The 22,694-nt window shown below is 56.0% G+C and carries 20 protein-coding genes and 1 pseudogene; 5 read left to right on the top strand and 16 right to left on the bottom strand.

Annotation, left to right across the window (positions count from 1 at the left end; translation table 11 throughout):
• Positions 1–55: 55 nt before the first annotated feature.
• On the bottom strand, positions 56–505 hold the full coding sequence (locus tag ACOTXR_RS02305; protein WP_032636427.1) for a hypothetical protein: 450 nt from the start codon (positions 503–505) through the stop codon (positions 56–58).
• A 92-nt stretch (positions 506–597) separates the two neighbouring features.
• Complete coding sequence (gene nhoA, locus ACOTXR_RS02300; RefSeq protein ID WP_058689933.1) at positions 598–1,443, bottom strand: N-hydroxyarylamine O-acetyltransferase; 846 nt, start codon at positions 1,441–1,443, stop codon at positions 598–600.
• A gap of 107 nt (positions 1,444–1,550) precedes the next feature.
• Between nhoA and ACOTXR_RS02295 the strand changes: the two genes are divergently transcribed.
• A complete protein-coding gene (locus tag ACOTXR_RS02295; protein ID WP_045133986.1) occupies positions 1,551–2,123 on the top strand; it encodes a flavin reductase family protein in 573 nt (190 codons plus the stop codon).
• 35 nt (positions 2,124–2,158) lie between these two features.
• Here the strand turns inward: ACOTXR_RS02295 and fusA are convergent, their stop codons facing one another.
• Positions 2,159–4,258 (bottom strand): elongation factor G, encoded by a 2,100-nt coding sequence (gene fusA, locus ACOTXR_RS02290; protein WP_032636425.1) that lies wholly within the window; start codon positions 4,256–4,258, stop codon positions 2,159–2,161.
• A 161-nt stretch (positions 4,259–4,419) separates the two neighbouring features.
• Here fusA and ACOTXR_RS02285 point away from each other — a divergent pair, with 161 nt between their 5' ends.
• Positions 4,420–4,719, top strand: coding sequence for an ArsR/SmtB family transcription factor (locus ACOTXR_RS02285; RefSeq protein ID WP_023330483.1), 300 nt, complete (start codon positions 4,420–4,422; stop codon positions 4,717–4,719).
• 63 nt (positions 4,720–4,782) lie between these two features.
• Here ACOTXR_RS02285 and ACOTXR_RS02280 read toward each other — a convergent pair whose 3' ends face one another.
• Positions 4,783–5,238, bottom strand: coding sequence for a GNAT family N-acetyltransferase (locus ACOTXR_RS02280; RefSeq protein ID WP_023337343.1), 456 nt, complete (start codon positions 5,236–5,238; stop codon positions 4,783–4,785).
• 164 nt (positions 5,239–5,402) lie between these two features.
• On the opposite strand from ACOTXR_RS02280, the gene ACOTXR_RS02275 reads away from it, so the two are divergent.
• Entirely contained in the window at positions 5,403–6,899 is a 1,497-nt protein-coding gene (locus ACOTXR_RS02275) for a PLP-dependent aminotransferase family protein (protein ID WP_058689932.1), read from the top strand.
• Positions 6,900–6,981: 82 nt separating this feature from the next.
• Here the strand turns inward: ACOTXR_RS02275 and ACOTXR_RS02270 are convergent, their stop codons facing one another.
• The 11 genes and pseudogenes from ACOTXR_RS02270 to ACOTXR_RS02220 form a co-directional block, all read right to left on the bottom strand.
• Complete coding sequence (locus ACOTXR_RS02270) at positions 6,982–7,983, bottom strand: Kdo(2)-lipid IV(A) acyltransferase (RefSeq protein ID WP_058689931.1); 1,002 nt, start codon at positions 7,981–7,983, stop codon at positions 6,982–6,984.
• 193 nt (positions 7,984–8,176) lie between these two features.
• Positions 8,177–8,407: a tautomerase PptA gene (gene pptA, locus ACOTXR_RS02265; RefSeq protein ID WP_014883932.1), complete on the bottom strand. Its 231-nt coding sequence runs from the start codon at positions 8,405–8,407 to the stop codon at positions 8,177–8,179.
• A gap of 37 nt (positions 8,408–8,444) precedes the next feature.
• Positions 8,445–9,062: a glutathione S-transferase family protein gene (locus ACOTXR_RS02260; protein ID WP_058689930.1), complete on the bottom strand. Its 618-nt coding sequence runs from the start codon at positions 9,060–9,062 to the stop codon at positions 8,445–8,447.
• 41 nt (positions 9,063–9,103) lie between these two features.
• Positions 9,104–9,991, bottom strand: a complete 888-nt coding sequence (locus ACOTXR_RS02255) for a transporter substrate-binding domain-containing protein (protein WP_045133982.1) — start codon at positions 9,989–9,991, stop codon at positions 9,104–9,106.
• A gap of 9 nt (positions 9,992–10,000) precedes the next feature.
• Complete coding sequence (locus ACOTXR_RS02250) at positions 10,001–10,774, bottom strand: amino acid ABC transporter ATP-binding protein (RefSeq protein WP_050862006.1); 774 nt, start codon at positions 10,772–10,774, stop codon at positions 10,001–10,003.
• Positions 10,758–11,684 carry an amino acid ABC transporter permease gene (locus ACOTXR_RS02245; protein WP_058689929.1) on the bottom strand — a complete coding sequence of 309 codons (927 nt, stop codon included), beginning with the start codon at positions 11,682–11,684 and terminating at the stop codon, positions 10,758–10,760. Before ACOTXR_RS02245 ends, ACOTXR_RS02250 begins: the two co-directional genes overlap by 17 nt.
• A 9-nt stretch (positions 11,685–11,693) precedes the next feature.
• Entirely contained in the window at positions 11,694–12,203 is a 510-nt protein-coding gene (locus ACOTXR_RS02240) for a GNAT family N-acetyltransferase (protein ID WP_421766974.1), read from the bottom strand.
• Positions 12,204–12,212: 9 nt separating this feature from the next.
• Positions 12,213–14,476 (bottom strand): annotated as a pseudogene (locus ACOTXR_RS02235) (NtaA/DmoA family FMN-dependent monooxygenase).
• A gap of 17 nt (positions 14,477–14,493) precedes the next feature.
• A complete protein-coding gene (locus ACOTXR_RS02230) occupies positions 14,494–15,615 on the bottom strand; it encodes an amidohydrolase (RefSeq protein WP_058689926.1) in 1,122 nt (373 codons plus the stop codon).
• On the bottom strand, positions 15,612–16,613 hold the full coding sequence (locus tag ACOTXR_RS02225) for an LLM class flavin-dependent oxidoreductase (RefSeq protein WP_045282142.1): 1,002 nt from the start codon (positions 16,611–16,613) through the stop codon (positions 15,612–15,614). Before ACOTXR_RS02225 ends, ACOTXR_RS02230 begins: the two co-directional genes overlap by 4 nt.
• 110 nt (positions 16,614–16,723) lie before the next feature.
• A complete protein-coding gene (locus tag ACOTXR_RS02220; protein WP_058689925.1) occupies positions 16,724–17,263 on the bottom strand; it encodes an AAA family ATPase in 540 nt (179 codons plus the stop codon).
• 417 nt (positions 17,264–17,680) lie between these two features.
• Here ACOTXR_RS02220 and ansP point away from each other — a divergent pair, with 417 nt between their 5' ends.
• Complete coding sequence (gene ansP, locus ACOTXR_RS02215) at positions 17,681–19,177, top strand: L-asparagine permease (RefSeq protein ID WP_014883943.1); 1,497 nt, start codon at positions 17,681–17,683, stop codon at positions 19,175–19,177.
• Between the two features lie 93 nt (positions 19,178–19,270).
• Here ansP and ACOTXR_RS02210 read toward each other — a convergent pair whose 3' ends face one another.
• The gene (locus ACOTXR_RS02210; protein ID WP_200923897.1) at positions 19,271–20,332 is read right to left on the bottom strand and encodes a YncE family protein; all 1,062 of its coding nucleotides are present in this window, start codon (positions 20,330–20,332) and stop codon (positions 19,271–19,273) included.
• A gap of 243 nt (positions 20,333–20,575) precedes the next feature.
• On the opposite strand from ACOTXR_RS02210, the gene pqqU reads away from it, so the two are divergent.
• A complete protein-coding gene (gene pqqU / locus ACOTXR_RS02205) occupies positions 20,576–22,690 on the top strand; it encodes a TonB-dependent receptor PqqU (RefSeq protein WP_058689924.1) in 2,115 nt (704 codons plus the stop codon).
• The last annotated feature ends 4 nt before the right edge of the window (positions 22,691–22,694 follow it).

The following is a 22,694-nucleotide window of genomic DNA, read 5'->3' as shown; positions in this document are numbered from 1 at the left end:
CTACGTTCGAACCCTTCCAGGCCCGGTAAGGCGTAGCCGCCACCGGGCTATAAGGTCAGAACGGAGTGCTTCCGCTTATGATTGAAACAACTAACATCAGAACTAAAACCGCAATGATGAGACCAAAAGCCAGTAACGCCGCATGAAAAGCGATCGTGGCCCCGGAAAAAAAGAGTGCCCCACTCACGGTCCATTTGTTCTCTTTACGCAGGCCACTAATGAAAGCAAGTCCAAGCGACACGACAGACAACACTATTCCGCTGGCGATCAGTAACCGGTCGATATCTACTGGTTTCTTTTTCGTCTCAACGATCGGCTGCTCTCCTTTTAAACCAGCCATTATTCCTTTTTTTACTGCCGAAACCTTTTCAGCCACAACAACTTCAAGTGCTGTCGACTTTGAAGAAAACGGACCGAGGGTGAACTGAGCTAAGGAGAGAAGCAGCGCAATAACACCGAGCAACATTCCCACAGAACTAAATTTATTCCGAATCAAGATTTCCATATCAGTATGCCTTTTATGTTGTCGGGTGGCGGCGCCTCACCCGACCTACGTTCGAACCCATGTAGGCCCGGTAAGGCGTAGCCGCCACCGGGCTATTTTCCTGCCTGCGGATGCGTATCAAACCCCGCCATCACCGCCGTCAATTCTGCTAGTGTAAAGCCGTGCTTCGGATCGTCAACCCCAAGACCAAACCGCGACTGCATCAGCTGATACAGCGCCTCTGCATCCGGCAAATGGATCTGCTCCTCCACATGGCCATTCTGCCAGTGGGTGAAGTTGAAGTTGGTCAGCGTCAGCTTGCAGCCGTCCGGCAGATGGCGGCACATCAACAGATGATGGCGGAAATGCGATTGCGGCCAGTGCGCCGACCAGAAGTTCCCCATCACATAATCACTGAAATATTGCGTCGTCAGGTCAAAGTGATACATCGACTGCCAGTGTTCATGATGGCGGAACTGCAGCACCCAGTCGTTCCCCTCGCTCAGCAGACGATACTGCCCGTGCGGCGTTTCCTGTTCTTCGTTAGCCAGCAGACGAATCGGCGCCGTCAGCGTCTGGCCGCCAAACCCAACGTCAGCAATCCAGCGTTCACCGTTAAGCTCGACCAGCAGCAGGCGGTGCGTACGCGGCGGCATCTGCGACGGATTCGCCAGGACCACGCGTCCGAGCACGCTGCGCACCGTAAACCCGACGTCACGCAAGACTCGCTCAAACAGGCCGTTTTGCTCAAAGCAATATCCCCCACGGCGCGCGGTCACCAGTTTGTCCTCCAGGCATTGATCTTCAAGATGAATTTCGCGCGGCAGGACGACATCAATATTTTCGAATGGAATGGCGCAGTTGTGGTGTAAATGCAGCGCGCGCAGGGTTTCGATATCTACCCGTGTGGGTTGCGTCCAGCCGATACGCGCGAAATAGCCAGTCAGAAATGGGGACATGCATCAGTTTCCTTTGAGGGTGATGTTCTGTTTATAAACTAATTTTGCGCATTCATTTTGATTTACGTGCTTTTTCGCCATACTCATCGTGTAGATGAGGAGATCCTATGAGCCACTTTCGCCCTGTTGAATTACGTCATGCCAGCCGCCTGCTGAACCACGGTCCTACCGTACTGATTACCAGTCGGGATGAATCTCTCGGCAGACGGAACGTGATGGCCGCCGCATGGTCAATGCCCGTGGAGTTTGAACCGCCGCGCATCGCTATCGTGGTGGACAAAAGTACCTGGTCGCGCGAGCTGATTGAGCGCAGCGGGAAGTTTGGGATTGTCATTCCCGGCGTAGCGGCGGCCAACTGGACTTACGCGGTCGGCAGCGTCAGCGGGCGCGACGAGGACAAATTCAACTGCTACGGCATTCCGGTCGTAAACGGCCCTGAACTCGGCCTGCCGGTTATCGAAGAAAAATGTCTGGCGTGGATGGAGTGCCGGTTATTACCCGTTACCTCCGCGGCGGAAAAATATGACACATTGTTTGGCGAAGTGGTTTCGGCGGCAGCAGATGAGCGCGCGTTCGTCGCCGGACGCTGGCAGTTTGACGGGGATAAACTGAATACGCTGCATCATCTTGGGGCCGGGACGTTTGTGACGAGCGGGAAGATGGTGAAGGCTCTGGATTGAAAAACCCTCTCCCCATAAGAGAGAGGGTTGACGTACTACTTCGCGCGCTTCGAAATAATCTCATCCGCAACATTCCGCGGTGCTTCCGCAAAATGATGGAACTCCATCGTATACGTCGCGCGTCCCTGGGACATCGAGCGTAATGTCGTGGCGTAGCCAAACATCTCGGCCAGCGGCACGTCAGCGCGGATAATCTGGCTGCCGTACTGCTCTTCCATGCCCTGCACCATGCCGCGTCGGGAGGAGAGATCGCCCATGATGTTACCGGCGTACTCTTCCGGTGTTTCCACCTCCACGTGCATGATCGGCTCAAGAATCACCGGATCCGCCCTGCGAGCGCCCTCTTTGAAACCAAGGATTGCCGCCATGCGGAACGCCATCTCAGACGAGTCGACATCGTGGTACGAGCCAAACGTCAGCGTCGCTTTAACATCGACAACCGGATAGCCCGCCAGCACACCGCTGTTCATGGCCTCCCGCAGCCCTTTCTCAACGGACGGGATATACTCGCGTGGCACCACGCCGCCCTTGGTCGCATCCTCAAACGTAAAGCCACTGCCAGGTTCTGTCGGCTCCAGGCTCAGGACAACATGGCCATACTGCCCTTTACCACCGGACTGACGGACAAACTTACCTTCGATATCCTTCACCGCCTTACGCAGGGTTTCACGGTAGGTCACCTGTGGACGACCAATGTTCGCCTCGACGCCAAACTCACGCTTCATACGGTCGACGATAATCTCCAGGTGTAACTCACCCATTCCGGAAATAATGGTCTGACCGGACTCTTCGTCAGTATGCAGACGGAACGATGGATCTTCCGCTGCCAGACGCTGCAGCGCGATCCCCATTTTCTCCTGATCGCCTTTGGTTTTCGGCTCGATTGCCAGCGAGATAACCGGATCCGGGAACTCCATGCGTTCAAGCGTGATAACGGCGTTCGGGTCGGTGAGCGTATCACCCGTGGTCACGTCTTTCAGCCCAACGCAGGCCGCGATGTCCCCGGCGCGCAGTTCATCCACCTCGTGACGGTCGTTGGCGTGCATCAGCACGATACGCCCGATGCGCTCTTTTTTTCCTTTCACCGGGTTATAGACCGCATCACCTTTACGCAGCACGCCAGAGTAAACGCGGATAAAGGTCAGTTGCCCGACATACGGGTCGCTCATCAGCTTGAATGCCAGGGCGGAGAACGGCTCATCATCGCTAGGATGACGCTCCGCGTGCTGCCCTTTTTCATCCACGCCATCAATGGCCGGCACGTCCAGCGGGGACGGCATCAGCTCAATCACCGCATCAAGCATACGCTGCACGCCTTTGTTTTTGAACGCGCTGCCGCACAGCATCGGTTGGATTTCGCCAGAAATGGTGCGGATACGCAGGCCTTTAATCATGTCCGCTTCCGTCAGATCTCCCGTTTCAAGGTACTTATCCATCAGCTCATCGCTGGCTTCCGCCGCGGCTGAGACCATTTTTTCCCGCCATTCCTGGGCAGTACTGACGAGATCGTCCGGCACGGGTGCATAGGTAAACACCATGCCCTGAGTGGCATCGTCCCACAAAATGGTGCGCATCTTGATGAGGTCCACCACGCCGGTGAAGTGCTCTTCCGCGCCAACCGGAATCACAATCGGTACCGGGTTGGCCTTCAGGCGTTCCTGCATCATCCGCACCACGCGGAAGAAATCGGCCCCCGGGCGGTCCATTTTGTTAACAAACGCAATGCGAGGAACTTTGTATTTGTTCGCCTGACGCCAGACGGTTTCCGACTGTGGCTGCACGCCACCCACGGAGTCATACACCATGACCGCGCCGTCGAGCACGCGCATGGAACGTTCGACCTCAATGGTGAAATCCACGTGCCCCGGGGTGTCGATGATGTTGATCCGGTGCGGTTCAAACCCTCTGTCCATGCCTGGCCAGAAGCAGCTGACCGCCGCGGAGGTAATCGTGATCCCGCGCTCTTGCTCCTGCGCCATCCAGTCAGTGGTTGCCGCGCCATCGTGTACTTCACCCAGCTTATGGCTCATCCCGGTATAAAACAGGATGCGCTCAGTGGTGGTTGTTTTACCGGCATCGATATGCGCGGAGATACCGATGTTGCGATAACGTTCGAGAGGGATGGGTCGGGGCATACTATTTCCTTAAGTCTTTCTGACTTGTCTGTGACGACCGGGATGGTCGTGTATTCGTTCGTTTGCTATAATAGTCCTATTGTACGAGTATTATCGAACTATTTTTTACGGGTTGACCTATTGTTGATATAGCTCAATCTGACGCCATACGCAGGAAAACGATGATCCCAAACCACCCTGAAACAGAACAAATACTGCTGGAAAATGTGCTGTTTGCCCTCGGCAACCCGCTCCGGCTGTCAATTATCCGCCGACTTGCTGACGGCGGCGAACTCAGCTGTAACGCGCTGCGCCCGGAAGATGTGGTGAAATCCACCATGACCCACCACTGGCGCGTATTGCGGGACAGCGGCGTCATCTGGCAGCGTCCGCAGGGACGAGAAAACATGATTTCTTTGCGAAGAGACGATCTGGATACCCGTTTTCCAGGGTTGATGGAGATACTTTTGCAGGCTAAATGATAAGAGTACGTCTGGTTTAATGCCCCTTAAAGTTTTTAAGGGGCACACGGACAGCGAAGGGATTTATCTTACGTGCATACGATATTCAATCATCCCGCTTTTTTTCGCAATCCAGTCGTACAATCGTTGCGCGCGATAATTGGCTTCATGCGTATGCCAGTAAAGATGGCTGGCGTGATGTTTTCTTGCTTCTCTCTGCACATATTCTATTAACTGTTTGCCCGTGTGTTTGCCCCTTGCTGCATCGCTGACATATAAATCTTCGAGGTAGCAATAATCGCTCTCGGACCAGGTCGAACGGTGAAAAAGATAATGCGCAAACCCCACCACCTCTCCATTGCATCGTGCCACTACGCAGAATACTGGCTCAACGGGGCTGAAAAATCGTTGCCAGGTTCGTTCTGTCACTGCCCCGGATAGATCGACGTTGTAAAATTCCTGATATTTTCTCCATAGTGGCATCCAGCTTTCAAAATCACGTTCTTTAACTGCCTCAATGGTCACGCTCGTATTATTCATATTGCCTCTGTGCTTATCCCGTATTTGTTTCAGGAAGAGTGTATTCGCTGAATGGCCCGTTTTGCCCCGCCAATTCTCATCATAAAGGCAGACCAATTTTTCATCCTGCTACATGCACTATTGCTTTAGAATCAAGGGACACAGAGGGAAAAGTGGACAACATAATGTTTAAGCACGCGCAGCTTGAAACGGTTAAGGCATGGATTTCCGACCCTGCAAACGGTTCACTACCGCTTCATGAAAGGATCCAGAGAGCGATACGCACATTGATACTTGAAGGGACCTTATCGCACGGTAAGGCGCTTCCTGCTTCACGTGCGCTGGCTACCTCATTGAATGTTTCGCGGGATACGGTTGAAGCAGCCTATTCCAGCCTGCATGCAGAAGGTTTTATTGAGCGGCAAACAGGCAGAGGGAGCTTCGTCTCTTCCAGCGCCCGGTTTTTAAAACCACGTATCCGACAGCATCCGCCAACCGCGGAAACACGAAAAGCAAAACTTAGCGCCCGTGGAAAGGTCATCTATGAAAGTGGCGGGATCCGCGAGTTTTCTTCGCCACGTCCGCTGGCGCCCGGTATCCCCGAAACCCGCCTGTTCCCCATTCCAACCTGGGAGCGTCTTCAGCGGCAGGTCCTGAAGGAATATCAGCACAAAATACTGGAGCAAAGTCCACCGCAGGGCATGGAGCGCTTACGGCGGGCCATCGCGGAATATGTCAATCTTGAGCGCGGGACACGTGCGAGTGCAGAACAGGTGATCGTTCTGACAAGTTCTCAACAGGCGCTAGCGCTCTGTTCACACGTGCTGCTGGACAACGGGGAGAGTATTGTCATTGAAGATCCCACCTATCAAGGGGCACACAAAGCGTTTAAGGCTGCCGGACTGCATCCTGTCCCGGTTCCTCTTGATGAAAAAGGCATATCCGTTGACGCACTTAATTCGCTAACCGAACCTGTCAGAGCTATCTACCTTACGCCTTCTCATCAGTATCCAACCGGGGTGACGCTCTCTCTTGACCGACGACTGGCCGTCATTGACTGGGCAAACCGTCACGCCGCCTGGATCATTGAGGATGACTATGACAGTGAGTTTCACTATGAAGGAAAGCCTATGGCCTGCCTTCAGGGGCTGGATGCTTACAACCGGACAATTTATATCGGCACGTTCACCAAGTCGCTGTTCCCCGGGCTACGTATTGCGTACATGATCGTCCCCTCAGAACTGACCGAACCCTTTACCATGGCCAGGACATTAATGGACGGCCATACTGCATCAATAACTCAACTGACGCTGGCTAAATTTTTGGAGGGTGGCCATTTTGGTGCCTATATTCGCAAGATGAGGAACGTTTATGTTGCTCGTCGCGACAAACTGGCCAGCCTGATGGACGAGTATCTTTCTGATTATGTTGTGTACACAACGCCAGCGGGTGGCATGCAGATGCCTTGCCACCTGAGGCACGGGCTATCCGAGAAGGACATTGCCGCCGCGGCCCGTCGCGCTGATATTGATATATTAGGACTTACCGACTTATATGCAGGCAGCCCGGTATCCACCGGTTTTTTAATGGGATTTGCCGCTTACACCGAAAGGGAAATAGAAGACGCGGTAAAAAAGCTGGCCGCAATTTTCCGGTCATGTTGTTATCTCTCGCCACTGTAGATACTCGACAGCAGCCCTGGTGGCCTGCGGACTATGCGCCGTACCGCAGGCCCTCACCGCATGGTGAGGGCAGGATGCTCCCTTAGTGCTGGACGCCCGAGCGGTCAGTAAGCTCGTCGGCGGAGAGAATATCCGCTCGCGATGCCACGCTCTTGCGGCGGGCGTACCTGTCCGGCTGGCCTTCCGGGCGCGTTTTGAAGCGTCGGTGGAGCCACATATACTGCTCCGGTGCCATCAGCACGGCTCGCTCGATAGCCCTGTTAATCTGCGTTGCAACCGTCTCTTTGTCAGCACCCTGCAACGACGCGCTGATATCCTCAAGAATAATCAGTTCGTAACCGGTTCCGTCCGCCCTGCGACGCGGCACGAAAGGAATCACGGCGGGCTGAGCGCTTTTTACCAGCATATAGCTTCCTGCCGTAGTTGCGGCATCCGGGACAGCAAAGAAGGGTGCAAACACGCTGTTAGTCTTGCCATAGTCGTGATCCGGGGCGTACCACAGAATCTCATTCTGCTTCAGGGCGCGGATCATGCCTTTTAAATCATGACGGTCCAGCATGGTTTTATTAGAACGCAGACGCCCGCGCGTCTGAAGCCAGTCCAGCAACGCATTATTATTCGGACGATAAACCCCAATGCCCGGGTTGAGCATGCCAAAAATCCGCGCGCCCAGTTCAAGGGTGAGAAAATGCATGCCAACCAGCACCACGCCCTTTCCTTGCGCCCTGGCCTGCTCCATATGCTCATACCCGCGCACGGTAAAGCATTTACGCACCCGCCATTCGGGCCAGAACCACGCCATGCCGGTTTCAATTACCCCCATCCCCACGGATTCAAAGTTACGCTGCAGCAAGGCTTCACGCTCCTCTGCTTTCATCTGCGGGAAGCATAGCTCAAGGTTGCGGCGGGCAATCGCCACGCGGCGAGGGAGAAGGCGCATAGCCAGCCGCCCGAGGCGATGTCCAATTCTGAATAACAGCGGATAAGGCAGTAGCATAATGAGCCATAGCGCGGCGATGCCTGTCCAGCTTAGCCAGTATCGAGGATGGAAAAAGGCAGGTGAAAACCGGGGTAATTTTGTCATGAGAAAATTATCCTTTAACGTTGCTGTCCTTAATTGATTCTGTTGTCGATCTTTCCTAAGGATTTATAAAATGTCAGTCAGGAACGTAAAGTGTACCGGATAAGATTAAACTTATTTTTATCGTTTTTTGCGGAAAGAAGGCTGGAGAGGCAGACAAAGCCGGGAAAGACGAAGCGGCCACCCGGCATAAAACTTACATTGAATATCCCGGTTTCTTAATCAGGTCATCCATCTTCGGGGCGATCTCGGTATCCCAGACCTGGGCTTTCCAGTCTGCTTCCTGAACTTCATTCAGCGCTACCGAAATGGAACGATCTTTACTGTTAAGATGGCGCGTAATCACTTCGGCAATATCGGCCGCCAGCGCGGTTTTTTGTTCGTCGTTGAGATCGCGGGGAAAGTATTTGATATCTACGTGTGGCATATGCAGGTTTCCTGTTGTGGTTGAGCGCTTCACGTTATCAGATAATAGTATTTGCCTTTAACACCTTGTGCAGTTCTGGCAGCTGACAGACGGTATCGGCGATCGCCGTAAATTTCGGGGTATTGGCAGCAAACCAGTCGTGACGAGGCCCCCAGGTGCGCGCCACGGCAATATACACATCCAGCAGCGTCAGCCGTTCTCCCAATGCAAACGGCGCGGCTTTAAGCTGACTTTCGAACCATAAATAGAGGGATTTCCGGTACGCAATGCAGTTTTTCTGCAACTGTTCCGGTGCGTCGGGCGCCCAGCGTTCGGGATAATCTGCAAACGTAAAAGTGGGATAGACGTTAGCCACAAACCAGATAAGCAAACGCTGAAACTGCTGGCGTTCGGCCTGCCCCACGGGCGGCGCAAGATCGGGACAACGGTCGAGTACCATCAGGGCAATCGCCGCCGTTTCGGTCATGATGGCGCCATTTTCCAGCGCCAGCGTGGGCACCTGACACAGCGGATTGAGCTTTTGCAGCAACTCACGCTGCGGACCAGGCTGGTCAAACCCGTCCACGTTCACAAACTGATAAGGGATATCGGCCAGGGTCAGCATCACTTCACTGATTGCCGAGCCCCAGCCGGGTACGCCATAAAGTTTCATCATGTTGCCCCCTCAGGGATGAAAACCCTAAGTGTAGAGCACCATTAGTAGGTTATCCCAGGCGGGTTGACCTCCGATTGCGTGACCGCTTCGCCCTGTTCACCCCAGCGCGCCAGCACCTTCTGGTACTCTCCCCGCGCAATCGCCCCGTCCAGCGCGGCCTGCAGGGCGTACACCAGCCCATTCCCCTTTTTCGTGGTCGTGGCGACAAAGGCTTTCTTTGGGCCTAACCCCACGACGCGCGTTTTTCCGGTGAGCGCCGCTTTCCAGGACGAAACCGACTGCGGACCAAATAACACATCCGCCCGGCCAGACTGAATATAGAGATTGCCCGAGGCATCGTCGTGGAGATAGACCGGCAGCGCAGGTTCGCGTCCCGCCTTTTTGTTCTCCTCGTTCCAGCCCAGCAGGATGCGCTCCTGATTGGTGCCCGAGCCGACAATCACCTTTTTCCCGGCCAGATCTTCCGGACTGTTGATCGACTGAATCTCGCTGGTGGATTTCACCGAGAACGCCAGCGAATCGACGCGGTAAGTTGCAAAATCAAACTTCTCTTTACGCTGTTCGGTCACCGCAATGTTCACCAGCGCCACGTCGTAGCGCCCGGAGGCGATCCCCAGCGGCCAGTCTTCCCACGCCGTCGGTATCAGCTTCAGCTTGAGCCCCAGGCTGCCCGCCAGCAGGCGGGCGATATCCGGATCGCTGCCGATGCGCGTGCGATTGTCGCTGGCCAGCAGCGCCAGCGGTGGAGAGTTCAGCATGGAAACGGCAACCGTCAGCGTTCCCGGCTCAACGAACCTGTAGTTCGCGGGGATCTTCGCCACCGCCTGCCGATCCACCGTCACCGGCAGCGGCTGCTCGTTGGCCTGCACATCAATCCCGGCGTGGCTCACCGTCGTGAAGAACAACCCAACCAGACATCCATATTTCATCTGCGCTCCTTACAGCACTTTAGAGAGGAACTGGCGCGTGCGCGGGTGCGACGGACGGTTTAAAACGTCGTCGCTGTTGCCCTGCTCCACAATTTTCCCGTCGACCATAAATACCACCTGATCCGCCACTTCCCGGGCAAAGCCGATCTCATGCGTGACTACCACCAGCGTGGTGCCTGAGCGGGCCAGCTTTTTGATGACGTCCAGGACTTCCCCCACCAGCTCCGGATCCAGCGCCGAGGTAGGCTCGTCAAACAGCATTACGCGCGGACGCAGCGCCAGCGCACGGGCAATGGCAATGCGCTGCTGCTGGCCGCCGGAGAGATGGCGGGACCAGGCGTCCGCTTTATCCCTCAGACCCACCACATCCAGCAGGCTATATGCCCTTTCCACCGCCTCTTTCTTGCTGAGCTTTTTATGCGCGATGGGCGCCTCAATCAGATTTTCCAGCACCGTGAGATGCGGAAAGAGATTGAAGTTCTGAAACACGTAGCCCACGTTGACGCGCTGCTTGAGGATCTCGTTCTCTTTCAGTTCGTAAAGCCTGTCACCCTGACGACGGTAGCCAATGTAGTCCCCGTCGATCTGGATGAAGCCTTCGTCGACGCGCTCCAGGTGGTTAATGGTGCGTAGCAGCGTCGATTTACCCGAGCCGGACGGCCCGAGGATCACCGTTACGGAGCCCGGCGGAATCTCAAGCGTGACGTTGTCGAGCGCTTTATGGCGGCCAAAATATTTGCTGACGCCGGTAATTGAAATATGTCCTTCAGGAGAGGCTTGCATGGACGGGCTCCTGTGCAGGCGTGGTGGTGACAGCGCGGCTACGACGGGTGGCGCTGTTCTGGTTCACGGCGGAGCGGCGTTCGCTGCGGGCGAGCCCGCGCTCAACACCATACTGGATAGCGGACAGAACGGTGGTGATCGCCAGGTACCACGCGGCACCGACCATCAGCAGCGGGATCACCTCCTGCGTGCGGTTGTAGATCATCTGGATGGTATAGAACAGCTCCGGCATCGCCAGGACATACACCATCGCCGTACCCTTGGCGAGACTGATAATTTCATTGAACCCCGAGGGCAATATGGTACGCAGCGCCTGGGGCAGAATGATCCGCACCGTGCGACGCCATGCGGGCAGGCCGAGCGCGGCGGCAGCCTCATACTGGCCGTGATCGACCCCGAGGAATCCGCCACGAATGATCTCGGCGGTATAGGCACTCTGAACGAGGGTTAACCCCACCACCGCGGTAGAAAATTGCCCGAGCACGTTGATGGTTTCTAAACTGCCCCAGGTGATGCGGGTGAACGGTACGCCGATCGAGAGCGTGTCGTAGAGATAGGAGAAGTTGTAAAGGATGATCAGCACGACTATGAGCGGCAGCGAGCGGAACAACCAGATGTATCCCCACGCCAGGCTGCTTAACAGCCAGGAGGAAGAGAGTCTCGCCAGGGCCAGCAGGCCGCCAATCACCACGCTCAGCGCAGTGCCGATCAGGGTCAGCAGCAGGGTCTGCCCGACACCTGCGAGGATCACCGGGTCAAAGAACCAGCGGGCAAACACCGCCCACTCCCAGCGCGGGTTAAAGGCCACGGACTGGATCACAACGGCCAGGATAAACAGGGCCACCACGGCGCCGACGGTCCGCAGCGGATAACGCGCCGGGACCACCTTAATGGTTTCAACGTTGCTCATCGTCGTTCCTCATACGGTTTTACTGAACGCTTCACGTACCAGCGTTTTGGTGAAACGCAGCCGACCGTCAAACGGCGGCTGGCTGTACTCTTCCGGGTCACGGGTGAGATCGAACTGCGGCTGGTATCCCTGGCTGAGATAGAGCCGCACCGCTTCCGGCTGACGAAAACCGGTCGTCAGGTAGATCTGGCTGTAACCCGCCAGCACCGCCCTGCGCTCCAGTTCCTGCACCACGCGGGCAGCAAGCCCCTGCTGACGCAGGGATTTGTCCGTCCAGATGCGTTTAATTTCGGCGGTCCGTTCATCAAAGGGTTTGTACGCACCGGTGGCGATAATCTTCTCGTCACGTTCCAGCACGATAAACAGCCCCTGTGGCGCTAAATACCACGCCGTGAGCTCCACTTCCGCGTCCTTAGAGAAGTAGTCGCCGTAGCGGGCGGCATATTCACCGAACAGCCCCTCGATAATCGGCTGCAGTTCGGCATCTTCCGGCGAAACATCACGAAATTGTTCACGCATAGCGCCTCCTTAATCTCCCAGACCTGCCGGGTTTACCTCGGAATGAGCAATGCGCTCAACCCCTTCTCCCCAGCGGTTTAGTACTTTGTCGTAATCGCCGTTTTTGATTACGCCATTAAGCGCGGTTTGCACCGGCTCGACCAGGCCGCTGCCTTTTCTCAGCGTGACCGCGATATGCGCCGCTTTCGGCCAGCCGCCGTCCACGCTGCCGACGAGTTTGGTTTTGCCGTTGAGCGCCGCTTTCCACGCGCCAATCACGTTCGGGCCAAAGTAGGCATCCGCGCGCCCGGACTGCAGCGCCAGCGTTTGCGCCGCATCGTCTTTGGTGTAGATCGGAGTAAAGGGTTTCAGCCCTTTCCTGAGGTTCTCGGCATTCCATGCCAGCAGAATGGCTTCCTGATTGGTACCGGAGCCCACAATAATCCTGAGCCCGGCGATGTCCTCTGCTTTTTTAAGCGAGGTAATCGGGCTGGTCGATTTCACGTAGAAACCGAGGGAGTCCTTACGGTAGGTGGCGAAATCAAACTTCTCTTTGCGCGCTTTGGTGACGGTAATATTGCTGATGGCGGCATCGTATTTTCCGGACGCCACGCCCAGCGGCCAGTCTTCCCACGAGGTCGGCACCACGTTCAGCTCCAGCCCGAGGCTGTCAGCCACCAGGCGAGCGACGTCGACCTCGCTTCCCAACAGCGTTTTGTTGTCATCGGAGAAAACCGTAAGCGGCGGTTGATTCAGCCCCGCCACCGCCACGGTAAATTTCCCGGGTACGGCAAAGCGATAATCCTTCGGTAGCTGCGCCACCGCATCACCGTTTTTGACGGTGTTGATCGGCGTTTTATTGGCCTCGATGCTCACGCCGGTGCCGTTAATATTCACATTCTCTGCCCAGACGGCAGGGGTAAAGGCCAGCGCGAGCGCCAGAATAAGCGATGTTTTCTGCATAGCGGTGTTCTCTTTTATTGTTGTGTGAACGTGTTTTTCGGTTGATCCAGACCTAAGCTGTCGCGCAGCGTGGTGCCGGGATAGTCGGTACGGAAAAGGCCTCGGGCCTGCAAAACGGGCACTACCTGGTCAACAAAGCGCGGGAAGGTATCTGGCGTGCCGCCCTGAATGATGAAGCCGTCTGCGGCATAGCCTTCAAACCAGGCCTGCAGACCGTCTGCGACCTCTTCCGGTGTGCCGGAAAAACGCGGGCGCGGCGACGCGGCTTCCAGCGCCACCTGGCGCAGGGTTAAGCTGCGCTCGCGGGCGTGACGCTTGATTTCATCGGTGGTGCTGCGGAAGCTGTTTTTGCCTAGATCGCCGATATCCGGGAACGGCTCGTCGAGCGGATACTGGCTGAAATCGTGATGCTCAAAATAACGTCCGAGGTAGTTAAGGGCGTCGTTAATCGACACCAGCGCCGCCGTAGTCTGGTACTGGTTTTCAGCGTCTTCTGCATCGTTGCCAACGATGACGCTGACGCCCTGGAAAATATGCAAATCTGACGCGCGACGACCGTTCGTTTCCAGCTGCTGCTTCACATCACGATAAAACGCTTTCGCTTCTTCAAAGGTGTCATGGTGGGTAAAAATGGCGTCGGCATGCTTCGCCGCCAGTTTTTTCCCGTCATCCGACGCACCGGCCTGAAAGACAATCGGACGCCCTTGCGGCGTGCGACCAATATTGAGCGGCCCGGCGACCTGGAAGAAATCCCCGTAATGATTCAGGGTGTGCAGTTTACCCGGGTCAAAAAACTGACCGCTCTCTTTATTACGGATAAAGGCATCCTCTTCCCAGGAGTCCCATAGCCCTTTCACCACGTCGAGATACTCATCGGCAATGCGATAGCGCAGCGCATGTTCCGGGTGTTTTTCGCGGGAAAAGTTCTTCGCTGAACCTTCCAGCGGCGAAGTCACCACGTTCCAGCCCGCACGTCCGTTGCTCAGGTGGTCGAGGCTGGCGAACTGCCGCGCCGTGGTAAAGGGCTCGCTGTAGGAGGTGGATAAGGTTCCCACCAGCCCCAGGCGCGAGGTAATGCTTGCCAGCGCGGATAATACCGTTAAGGGTTCAAAGCGGTTTAAAAAATGCGGGATCGATTTTTCATTAATATAAAGACCGTCGGCAACGAATAAGAAATCGAGTTTGCCCTCTTCCGCTTTTAATGCCGTCTCTTTAACGAAATCAAAATTGATACTGGCATCCGCGACGGCCGCCGGATGACGCCAGGCGGACATATTTCCGGATGCGCCATGCAAAATGGTCCCGAGCCGCAGTTGACGATGTGCAGACATATTTACCTCATGATTAATCAGACGTGTTGCAGGGCGTGTTCCGCAAGCTGGGCAAAATAGCGGGCAGCGGGTTCAATTAAGGCTTCATCCGGATTAAATGCCGGGTGGTGTAAACCAAACGGACTGTTGCTGCCGATGCTGACAAACGCGCCGGGAACAGACTGGAGATAGACTGCGAAATCTTCTCCGCCCATATGTAGCTCTGCGTGATGGGTTTCATACCCCGCTTCACGGGCGACCGAGGTGGCGAAATCGGCCCAGCGTTGGTCATTGACCAGCGCAGTGGGCCCGGCAAACCAGGTGATATCAATCTGCGCGCTAAAGGCACTGGCAAAACCGGCCGCAATTTCCCTCACGCGGGCTTTCACGTTTTGCTGCACTTCCGTGCGGTGAGTGCGTAGCGTACCTTCCAGCTCAACGCTTTCCGGCAGCACGTTCCAGGTGTTGCCCCCGGCGATGCGCGTCACGCTCAGCACTACCGAATCCAGCGTATTCACATTGCGGCTGGCGACGCTTTGCAGCGCCGTCACCAGCTGACTGGCCAGAAGAATAGCGTCGTTGCCTTCATGCGGGCGCGCGGCGTGTGCGCCTTTACCGGTAATGCGGATCACGAAGCGGTCGACGTTGGCATAGAACGGCCCGCCGCGGGTGGCGAATTCACCGACCGGCAGGCCTGGCTCGTTGTGCATCCCAAAAATCGCGCTGACATCCTGCAGGGCACCGGCCCGCACCATGCTCTTCGCCCCCCCAAAGTTCTCTTCGGCTGGCTGAAACAGGATACGCACCCGCCCCTTAAGCGAGGCTTCCCGCGCTTTCAGTTTTAACGCTGCACCGAGGATCACGCTGGTATGGATATCGTGTCCGCAGGCATGCATCACGCCGGGCTGCTGCGAGCTAAACGGCACGCCGCTGCGCTCCTCAATGGGCAGGGCATCAATGTCTGCCCGCAGCGCGATCAGTTTGTTACCGGTCCCGATCTCCGCCACCACACCGGTCGGCAGGTCGTAAGGCAGCGGCGTGATGCCCGCGGCTGACAGCCACCGGCGCAGGCGCGCCGTCGTTTCCACTTCCTGGCCGGACAGCTCCGGGTTCTGATGCAGCTCGCGACGCCAGGCAATAAGTTGTTCACCAAAGCTCATACGGTAACCTCCCTGTTCAGACGCGCCTCGGCCAGCAAACGCAGGGACTGCACGCGCGTTGCCCCCTCCGCAACCGGCGTGTCGATGATAAATTCGTCGATCCCCCACTGCGCGTGTAGCGCGTTCAGCTGTTCCAGCACCGACTCCGCCGTCCCCACCAGCAGCGACTGGGCGCGACGGGCGATGCGCACCGGCTCACTCCCGGCCTGACGCGCAAAGGCATAGGCCTGATCCTCGCTGGCGACGGTCACGCGCTGGCCGTTTGCCAGCTCAACACCCCACACTTCGACCTTCTGCGCCAGGGCTTCGGCCTCAACCTGGGTCGGCGCGATAATCGCCTGCACCGCCACTATCACCTCCCGCGCGCTGTTCTTACGCCAGGTCGAAACCACCTCGCGTAACAGTTCCGGATCTCCGTTCAGATGCGCGGCAAAGACAAAGTGCCAGTCGAGTGATGCGGCGAGCAGCGCGCTTTCCGTGCTGGCGCCCAGCAGAAAACCCTGTGCAGGTACCGGCGGCTGCGGCGTGGCGCGAACGGCTTCCTCCGCAGAGTGGTTTTCAGGGCGGATCCAGCGATCGAGCTGGGCCAGCTGTTCGGCAAAGCTGCCCTTTTCCTGCTGATCCAGCCCCTGCTGCAGCGCGCGGGTCGAGAGCGGTAATCCCCCAGGCGCTTTTCCGACGCCAAGATCCACGCGGCCGGGCGCCAGCGCGGCCAACACGTTGAAATTCTCGGCGACTTTATACGGGCTGTAGTGCTGGAGCATGACGCCCCCGGAACCGACCCGGATGCGCGTTGTTTGCCCGAGGATCCAGGCAATCAGCAGCTCCGGCGAGGGACTGGCAAGCTGAGGGGTATTGTGGTGTTCGGCAATCCAGAAGCGGTGATAGCCCAGATTTTCTGCCTGCTGCGCCAGCGCTAACGTACGCGCCAGTGCATCGGCAGCCGTTTCGTTTTCAGCGATGGGGCTTTTGTCCAGAATGCTGATTCGCCATGACATGTTGCGTTCTCGTTTGACTTAACATGTCGACATTATTAAAGGCGTATTTCACCACTGAGAAACAATTAATTTACATTTAGTTTTCTGGAAATCAGATATACAGCGCCCTGCTAGGGATGAGTTTTCAGCGAAGCAATCAGCGCATCCGCCTCCTGGCGACGGGTGATGCGAACAAACTGAATGTGGGCGTATTGCGGGTTTTTCATATCAGCGTCGTAACGCTCGCGGTTAATGCGCCAGGTTTTAAGGGTCCAGATGATGATGGATTCCCGGCTGAAAAATGAGCGGCGGAAGCTTTCGCAGTTTCCGGTGCCAGGCCACAGTTCCTGTTGGTGCCATGCGCGTTTAAACGCGCGCGTCACCGCCTGCCAGAGCGTACGGATAAAACCGCAGTCCACCCACACGACCAGATCAACCTCACGCCATTTCACCGGGCGCGTGCGGTTGTAGTTGCCATCAAGCACCCAGCCGGGTGTGGCAGCAAGCGTATTTGCCAGCGTCTCCAGTAGCTCCTCATCGGGCGTTCCCTTCCATTCAGGGCGCCAGTAGAGCCTGTCCATCTCAATATAAGGGAGCGACAGTTCCGTCGCGATGCGCCGGGCAAGCGTACTCTTTCCGCTCCCGCTGGTACCGATAATATTGATTTTCACCGTTCCGCCTGGCCATGCTGAAGAAAACATTTCGGATCATATCGTTTTATTTTTGTTAATGAAATGCCCGTGACGCGCTGCCTCATTGCGCGCTACCTCAACGTAATTATTAAGGATTTCTGATGATTAAAGCAGCACTTCACTATTAGTTCTGTCTAAAAACTCGCCACGATTCAGCGTGTTGTAATCCTCATCTGCTCTGACCACACGATTTCCTTCGACCTGCATCACTTTCGACACGGTTATATTTTGCGTCGCTTATGAATTGTAGGTAGGATGCCTCGCCATGTTTCGCCTTATCCATACGCAGAATGACTGGGAAGGCGACATGTGTTTGCGCAGAAGCAATCGTTTGTATCGCTCTCTGCCAGGCAGGACTATCACGATAATGGTTCAGACAGGCAAACAGGTAACTCAATGAAAACAAGCAATAAAAGCGCAGCCGATCATCACGCTGCTAAACGTCGCTGGTTGAACTCCCATGAAGAGGGCTACCACAAAGCGATGGGCAACCGTCAGGTGCAAATGATCGCCATCGGCGGCGCTATCGGAACAGGTCTGTTTTTAGGTGCTGGTGCGCGTCTGCAAATGGCTGGCCCGGCTCTCGCCCTGGTGTATCTGGTGTGCGGGATCTTCTCTTTCTTCATTCTTCGCGCACTGGGTGAACTGGTGCTGCATCGTCCGTCCAGCGGGAGTTTTGTTTCCTACGCCCGTGAATTCCTCGGTGAAAAAGCGGCCTACGTGGCAGGCTGGATGTACTTCGTCAACTGGGCGATGACCGGTATCGTCGATATCACCGCCGTTGCGCTCTACATGCACTACTGGGGCGCGTTCGGTGACGTGCCGCAGTGGGTCTTTGCCCTTGGTGCGCTGGCGATTGTCGGCACCATGAACATGATCGGCGTGAAGTGGTTCGCCGAAATGGAGTTCTGGTTTGCGCTGGTAAAAGTGCTGGCGATTGTGATTTTCCTGGTCGTCGGGACCGTGTTCCTCGGCAGCGGTAAGCCGCTGGATGGCAATGCCACCGGCTTCCACCTGATAACCGATAACGGCGGTTTCTTCCCGCACGGTCTGCTGCCTGCGCTGGTTCTGGTTCAGGGCGTCGTGTTTGCCTTTGCCTCTATCGAACTGGTCGGTACCGCAGCGGGTGAATGTAAAGACCCGCAGACCATGGTGCCGAAAGCCATTAACAGCGTGATCTGGCGTATCGGTCTGTTCTACGTTGGTTCCGTGGTGCTGCTGGTTCTGCTGCTGCCGTGGAATGCCTATCAGGCTGGTCAGAGCCCGTTTGTCACCTTCTTCTCCAAGCTCGGCGTGCCTTACGTTGGCAGTATCATGAACATCGTGGTACTGACGGCGGCACTCTCCAGCCTCAACTCCGGCCTTTATTCTACCGGTCGTATCCTGCGCTCTATGTCGATGGGCGGTTCTGCGCCGAAGTTCATGTCGAAGATGAGCAAGCAGCACGTACCGTATGCCGGTATTCTGGCGACCCTGGTGGTGTATGTCTTCGGTGTATTCCTGAACTATCTGGTGCCGTCTCAGGTCTTCGAGATCGTTCTTAACGTGGCCGCACTTGGGATTATCGCCTCCTGGGCCTTTATCGTGGTTTGCCAGATGCGCCTGCGTAAAGCCATTAAAGAAGGCAAAGCCGCTGACGTCAGCTTTAAGCTGCCGGGCGCACCGGTGACCTCATGGCTCACCCTGCTCTTCCTGTTTAGTGTGCTGGTACTGATGGCGTTCGACTACCCGAACGGTACCTATACCATCGCCACCATTCCGCTGCTGGCCGTATTGCTGATCGCAGGCTGGTTCGGCGTACGTAAACGCGTTCACGAAATTCACAGCACCGCGCCGGTTCATCCTGATGATGAAAAACACGACGCACCGCTGGTGGAAGAGACCTCGCGTTAATAAAAAAGCCGGGTGGCGGCTTCGCCTTACCCGGCCTACATCTTATCGTTTTTGCAGGCCCGGTAAGCGCAGCGCCACCGGGCAATTCCCACATTAGAGTGCAATACGAATCACATCGTCAGGCTGAGTGGCTTCCTGCTGGCGAGTTGATTTTTGTTTCACCGTCACGTACAGGATTTTGCCATCGGCAGACAGCGCCAGGCTGTTCGGGTAGACAGGCGTGTCGAAGGTTTTTGTCACCTTATAAGACTTCGCGTCAATCACGCTCACTTTACCGGCTTCACGGTGCGTCACGTAGGCTTCATTGCGAGCCGGGTTAAACAGAACCGCCAGTGATTCAGGCGCCGCAATTTTCTCCATCATGCTGCCGTCTTTCAGGCTCACCACCAGCACTTCCGGTTGTTTTGAGTCGGTCAGGAAGGCACGCTGACCGGCGGTGTCCAGGCTCAAATTCAGGTAGAAGTGTTCTTTGCCGTCGTCCTGCACTTTTTTGCGGCTGAGGATGGTGTTGGTGGCGGTATCAATGGTGACCAGCTCGCCGTCCGCATTCGTTGTATACAGGCGTTTTGCCCTGGCATCAAGTGCCAGCCCGGTGCTGTAGGTACCCGTATTTGCGATGGTTCCTTTCAGCTTCAGCGTGGCGCCATCCACCACCCAAATCACGCTCTCTTTGCCCACCCCGGTGATGTAAATCGTGTTGCTCGCGTCATCCGCCACCAGCTGTCGCGGCTGCAGCGGTTTCACCGTTTCGCTGCGCTGGCGACTATCGAGCACCAGACGCCCTTTCACGTCGCCCGTTTTCGCATCAATGGCCGTCACCGCGCCGTTGATCGTGTTACCCAACCACAGGGTTTGCGTCGCGCCGTCGAGGGTTGCACCAAAAGGTTTGAGATCGCTATGAATGGCCTGCGTGACCTCCAGCGTGGCAGGATCAAGACGATAGATAATCCCACCCTTGTCAGTTTTACGGCTTTGCGACGTCGCAACCCACAGCGCATTCTCCTGCTGGCTGACCGCCATTTCATAGGCACCTTTACCCACTGCTTTACGCAGCATCTCTTCGGCGGCATGCACCTGGAAGGTTCCGGCAAACAGTAAAGCGGCAGACAGCAGAGAGGTGCTCAGTCGCGGTGAGCACAGATGGCGTAAAGACATAACAATTCCTTTTTTGAAAAATGGGAGTACGGCTGACATCGCTTCCGGCTGGCAACGTCATGGCGTCGCCGTTATGATAATGAGAATAGTAATCATTAATGAGTTAAAAGTGGAGTTTTTCTTTCCCTTCCCGCCTTTCATTAACGCAATGTGCGGTTATAGTTTTCAAAACATTTACAAAACCTTTAACATGTATGGACATGTTCCATTTGGTTCGTTTACACACCACAACCGGTTTTACTCATGAAAATCATTTCTGCCCGTAAGGCATCTCTCCCGCTGCTGCTGGTCCCCGTTGTTTTTGTGCCGCTTAGTGCGATCGGCGCAGAGGAACAAACCATGATCGTCAGCGCCACGCCGCAAACCGTATCAGAGCTTGATACCCCGGCGGCGGTCAGCGTCGTGAATGGCGATGATATGCGTCATGCCACGCCACGCATTAACCTCTCTGAATCGCTTGGCAGCGTTCCCGGGCTGCAAATCCAGAACCGGCAGAACTATGCCCAGGATCTCCAGCTTTCAGTGCGTGGGTTTGGTGCCCGATCAACGTTTGGCGTGCGCGGCATTCGCATGTATGTCGACGGTATCCCTGCCACCATGCCGGACGGACAGGGCCAGACGTCTAACATCGATCTCTCCAGCATTGACAGCGTTGAAGTGCTGCGTGGCCCCTTCTCTGCCCTGTTCGGTAACGCCTCTGGCGGCGTGATTAACATGACTACCCAGACCGGGCAGCAGCCACCGACCCTTGAGGCGAGCAGCTATTACGGCAGTTACGGTACATGGCGCTATGGAATGAAAGCCACCGGCGCCATGGGGGACGGAACGCATGCGGGAGACGTGGATTACACGGTTTCGACTACCCGCTTCACCACCAAAGGCTTCCGCGACCACAGCGGCGCGCGGAAGAATCTGGCTAACGCCAAACTGGGTGTACGCATTGACGACGCCAGCAAGCTGACGCTGATTTTCAACAGCGTGGACATGAAAGCCAACGATCCGGGCGGGCTGAGCTATCAGGAGTGGCAAAACAACCCACGTCAGTCTCCGCGCGGCGATCAGTACAACACGCGCAAGACCATCAAGCAGACCCAGGCCGGTCTGCGCTATGACCGCCAGCTTAGCGCTCAGGACGATCTGAGCGTGATGATGTATGCCGGTGAGCGTGAAATGACGCAGTATCAGTCGATTCCTTATCAGCCGCAGCTGCGACCTTCTCACTCCGGCGGCGTGATTGATATGCAGCGCCACTATCAGGGCGTTGATACCCGCTGGACGCACCGTGGTGAGCTGCTGGTGCCGGTCACCTTCACCACCGGTCTGAACTATGAAAACATGAGCGAAGATCGTCGCGGGTACGAAAACTTCGTGATGAACAACGGCGTGCCGGATTACGGCGTTAAAGGCGATAAGCGTCGTGATGAACGCAATCTGATGTGGAACGTTGATCCTTATCTGCAAACCAGCTGGCAGTTAACGCAGAAACTTTCCGTCGACGCGGGCGTGCGTTACAGCTCGGTCTGGTTCGATTCCAACGACCACTACGTTACGCCTGGGAACGGCGATGACAGCGGTGACGCGAGCTATCACAAATGGCTCCCGGCAGGCTCGGTGAAATATGCGGTGACGGACGCGTGGAACCTCTATGCGGCCGCAGGACGTGGATTCGAAACGCCGACCATCAACGAACTTTCTTATCGCGCCGATAATCAGGGCGGCCTGAACATCGGCCTGAAACCTTCCACGAACAACACCTATGAAGTGGGCAGCAAAACCCGCATCGGTAATGGTCTGCTGACGGCAGCGCTGTTCCGCACAGACACAGATGATGAGATCGTGGTAGATGCCAGCGCTGGCGGTCGTACAAGCTATAAAAATGCCGGGAAAACCCGCCGTCAGGGGGTAGAAGTCTCTCTCGATCAGCAGTTTGCTGAGAACTGGAAACTGAAAATGGCGTGGACGTACCTGGACGCCACCTACCGCACCAACGTCTGCGGCGATGCCGACTGTAATGGCAACCGTATGCCGGGCATTGCCCGCAATATGGGCTTCGCGTCGTTTGGCTGGCAGCCAGAAGAAGGCTGGTACGCGGGTTCTGACGTGCGCTATATGAGCGACATCATGGCTGATGACGAAAACACGGCGAAAGCGCCGTCGTACACGGTGGTTGGGCTCAATACCGGGTATAAATTTAACTATGGCAACTGGGGGATGGACGTCTTTGGTCGCGTAGATAACCTGTTCGACAAAGAGTATGTCGGCTCCGTTATTGTTAACGAATCGAACGGGCGTTATTACGAGCCCGCACCTGGCCGTAACTACGGTGTTGGTCTGTCGGTCTCTTATCGCTTCGAGTGAGAAA

Origin of the sequence: Enterobacter cloacae complex sp. IR53030 (assembly GCF_049238365.1) — a bacterium.
GTDB classification, from domain to species: domain Bacteria; phylum Pseudomonadota; class Gammaproteobacteria; order Enterobacterales; family Enterobacteriaceae; genus Enterobacter; species Enterobacter kobei.
This window is presented reverse-complemented; position numbering and strand designations above follow the sequence as displayed.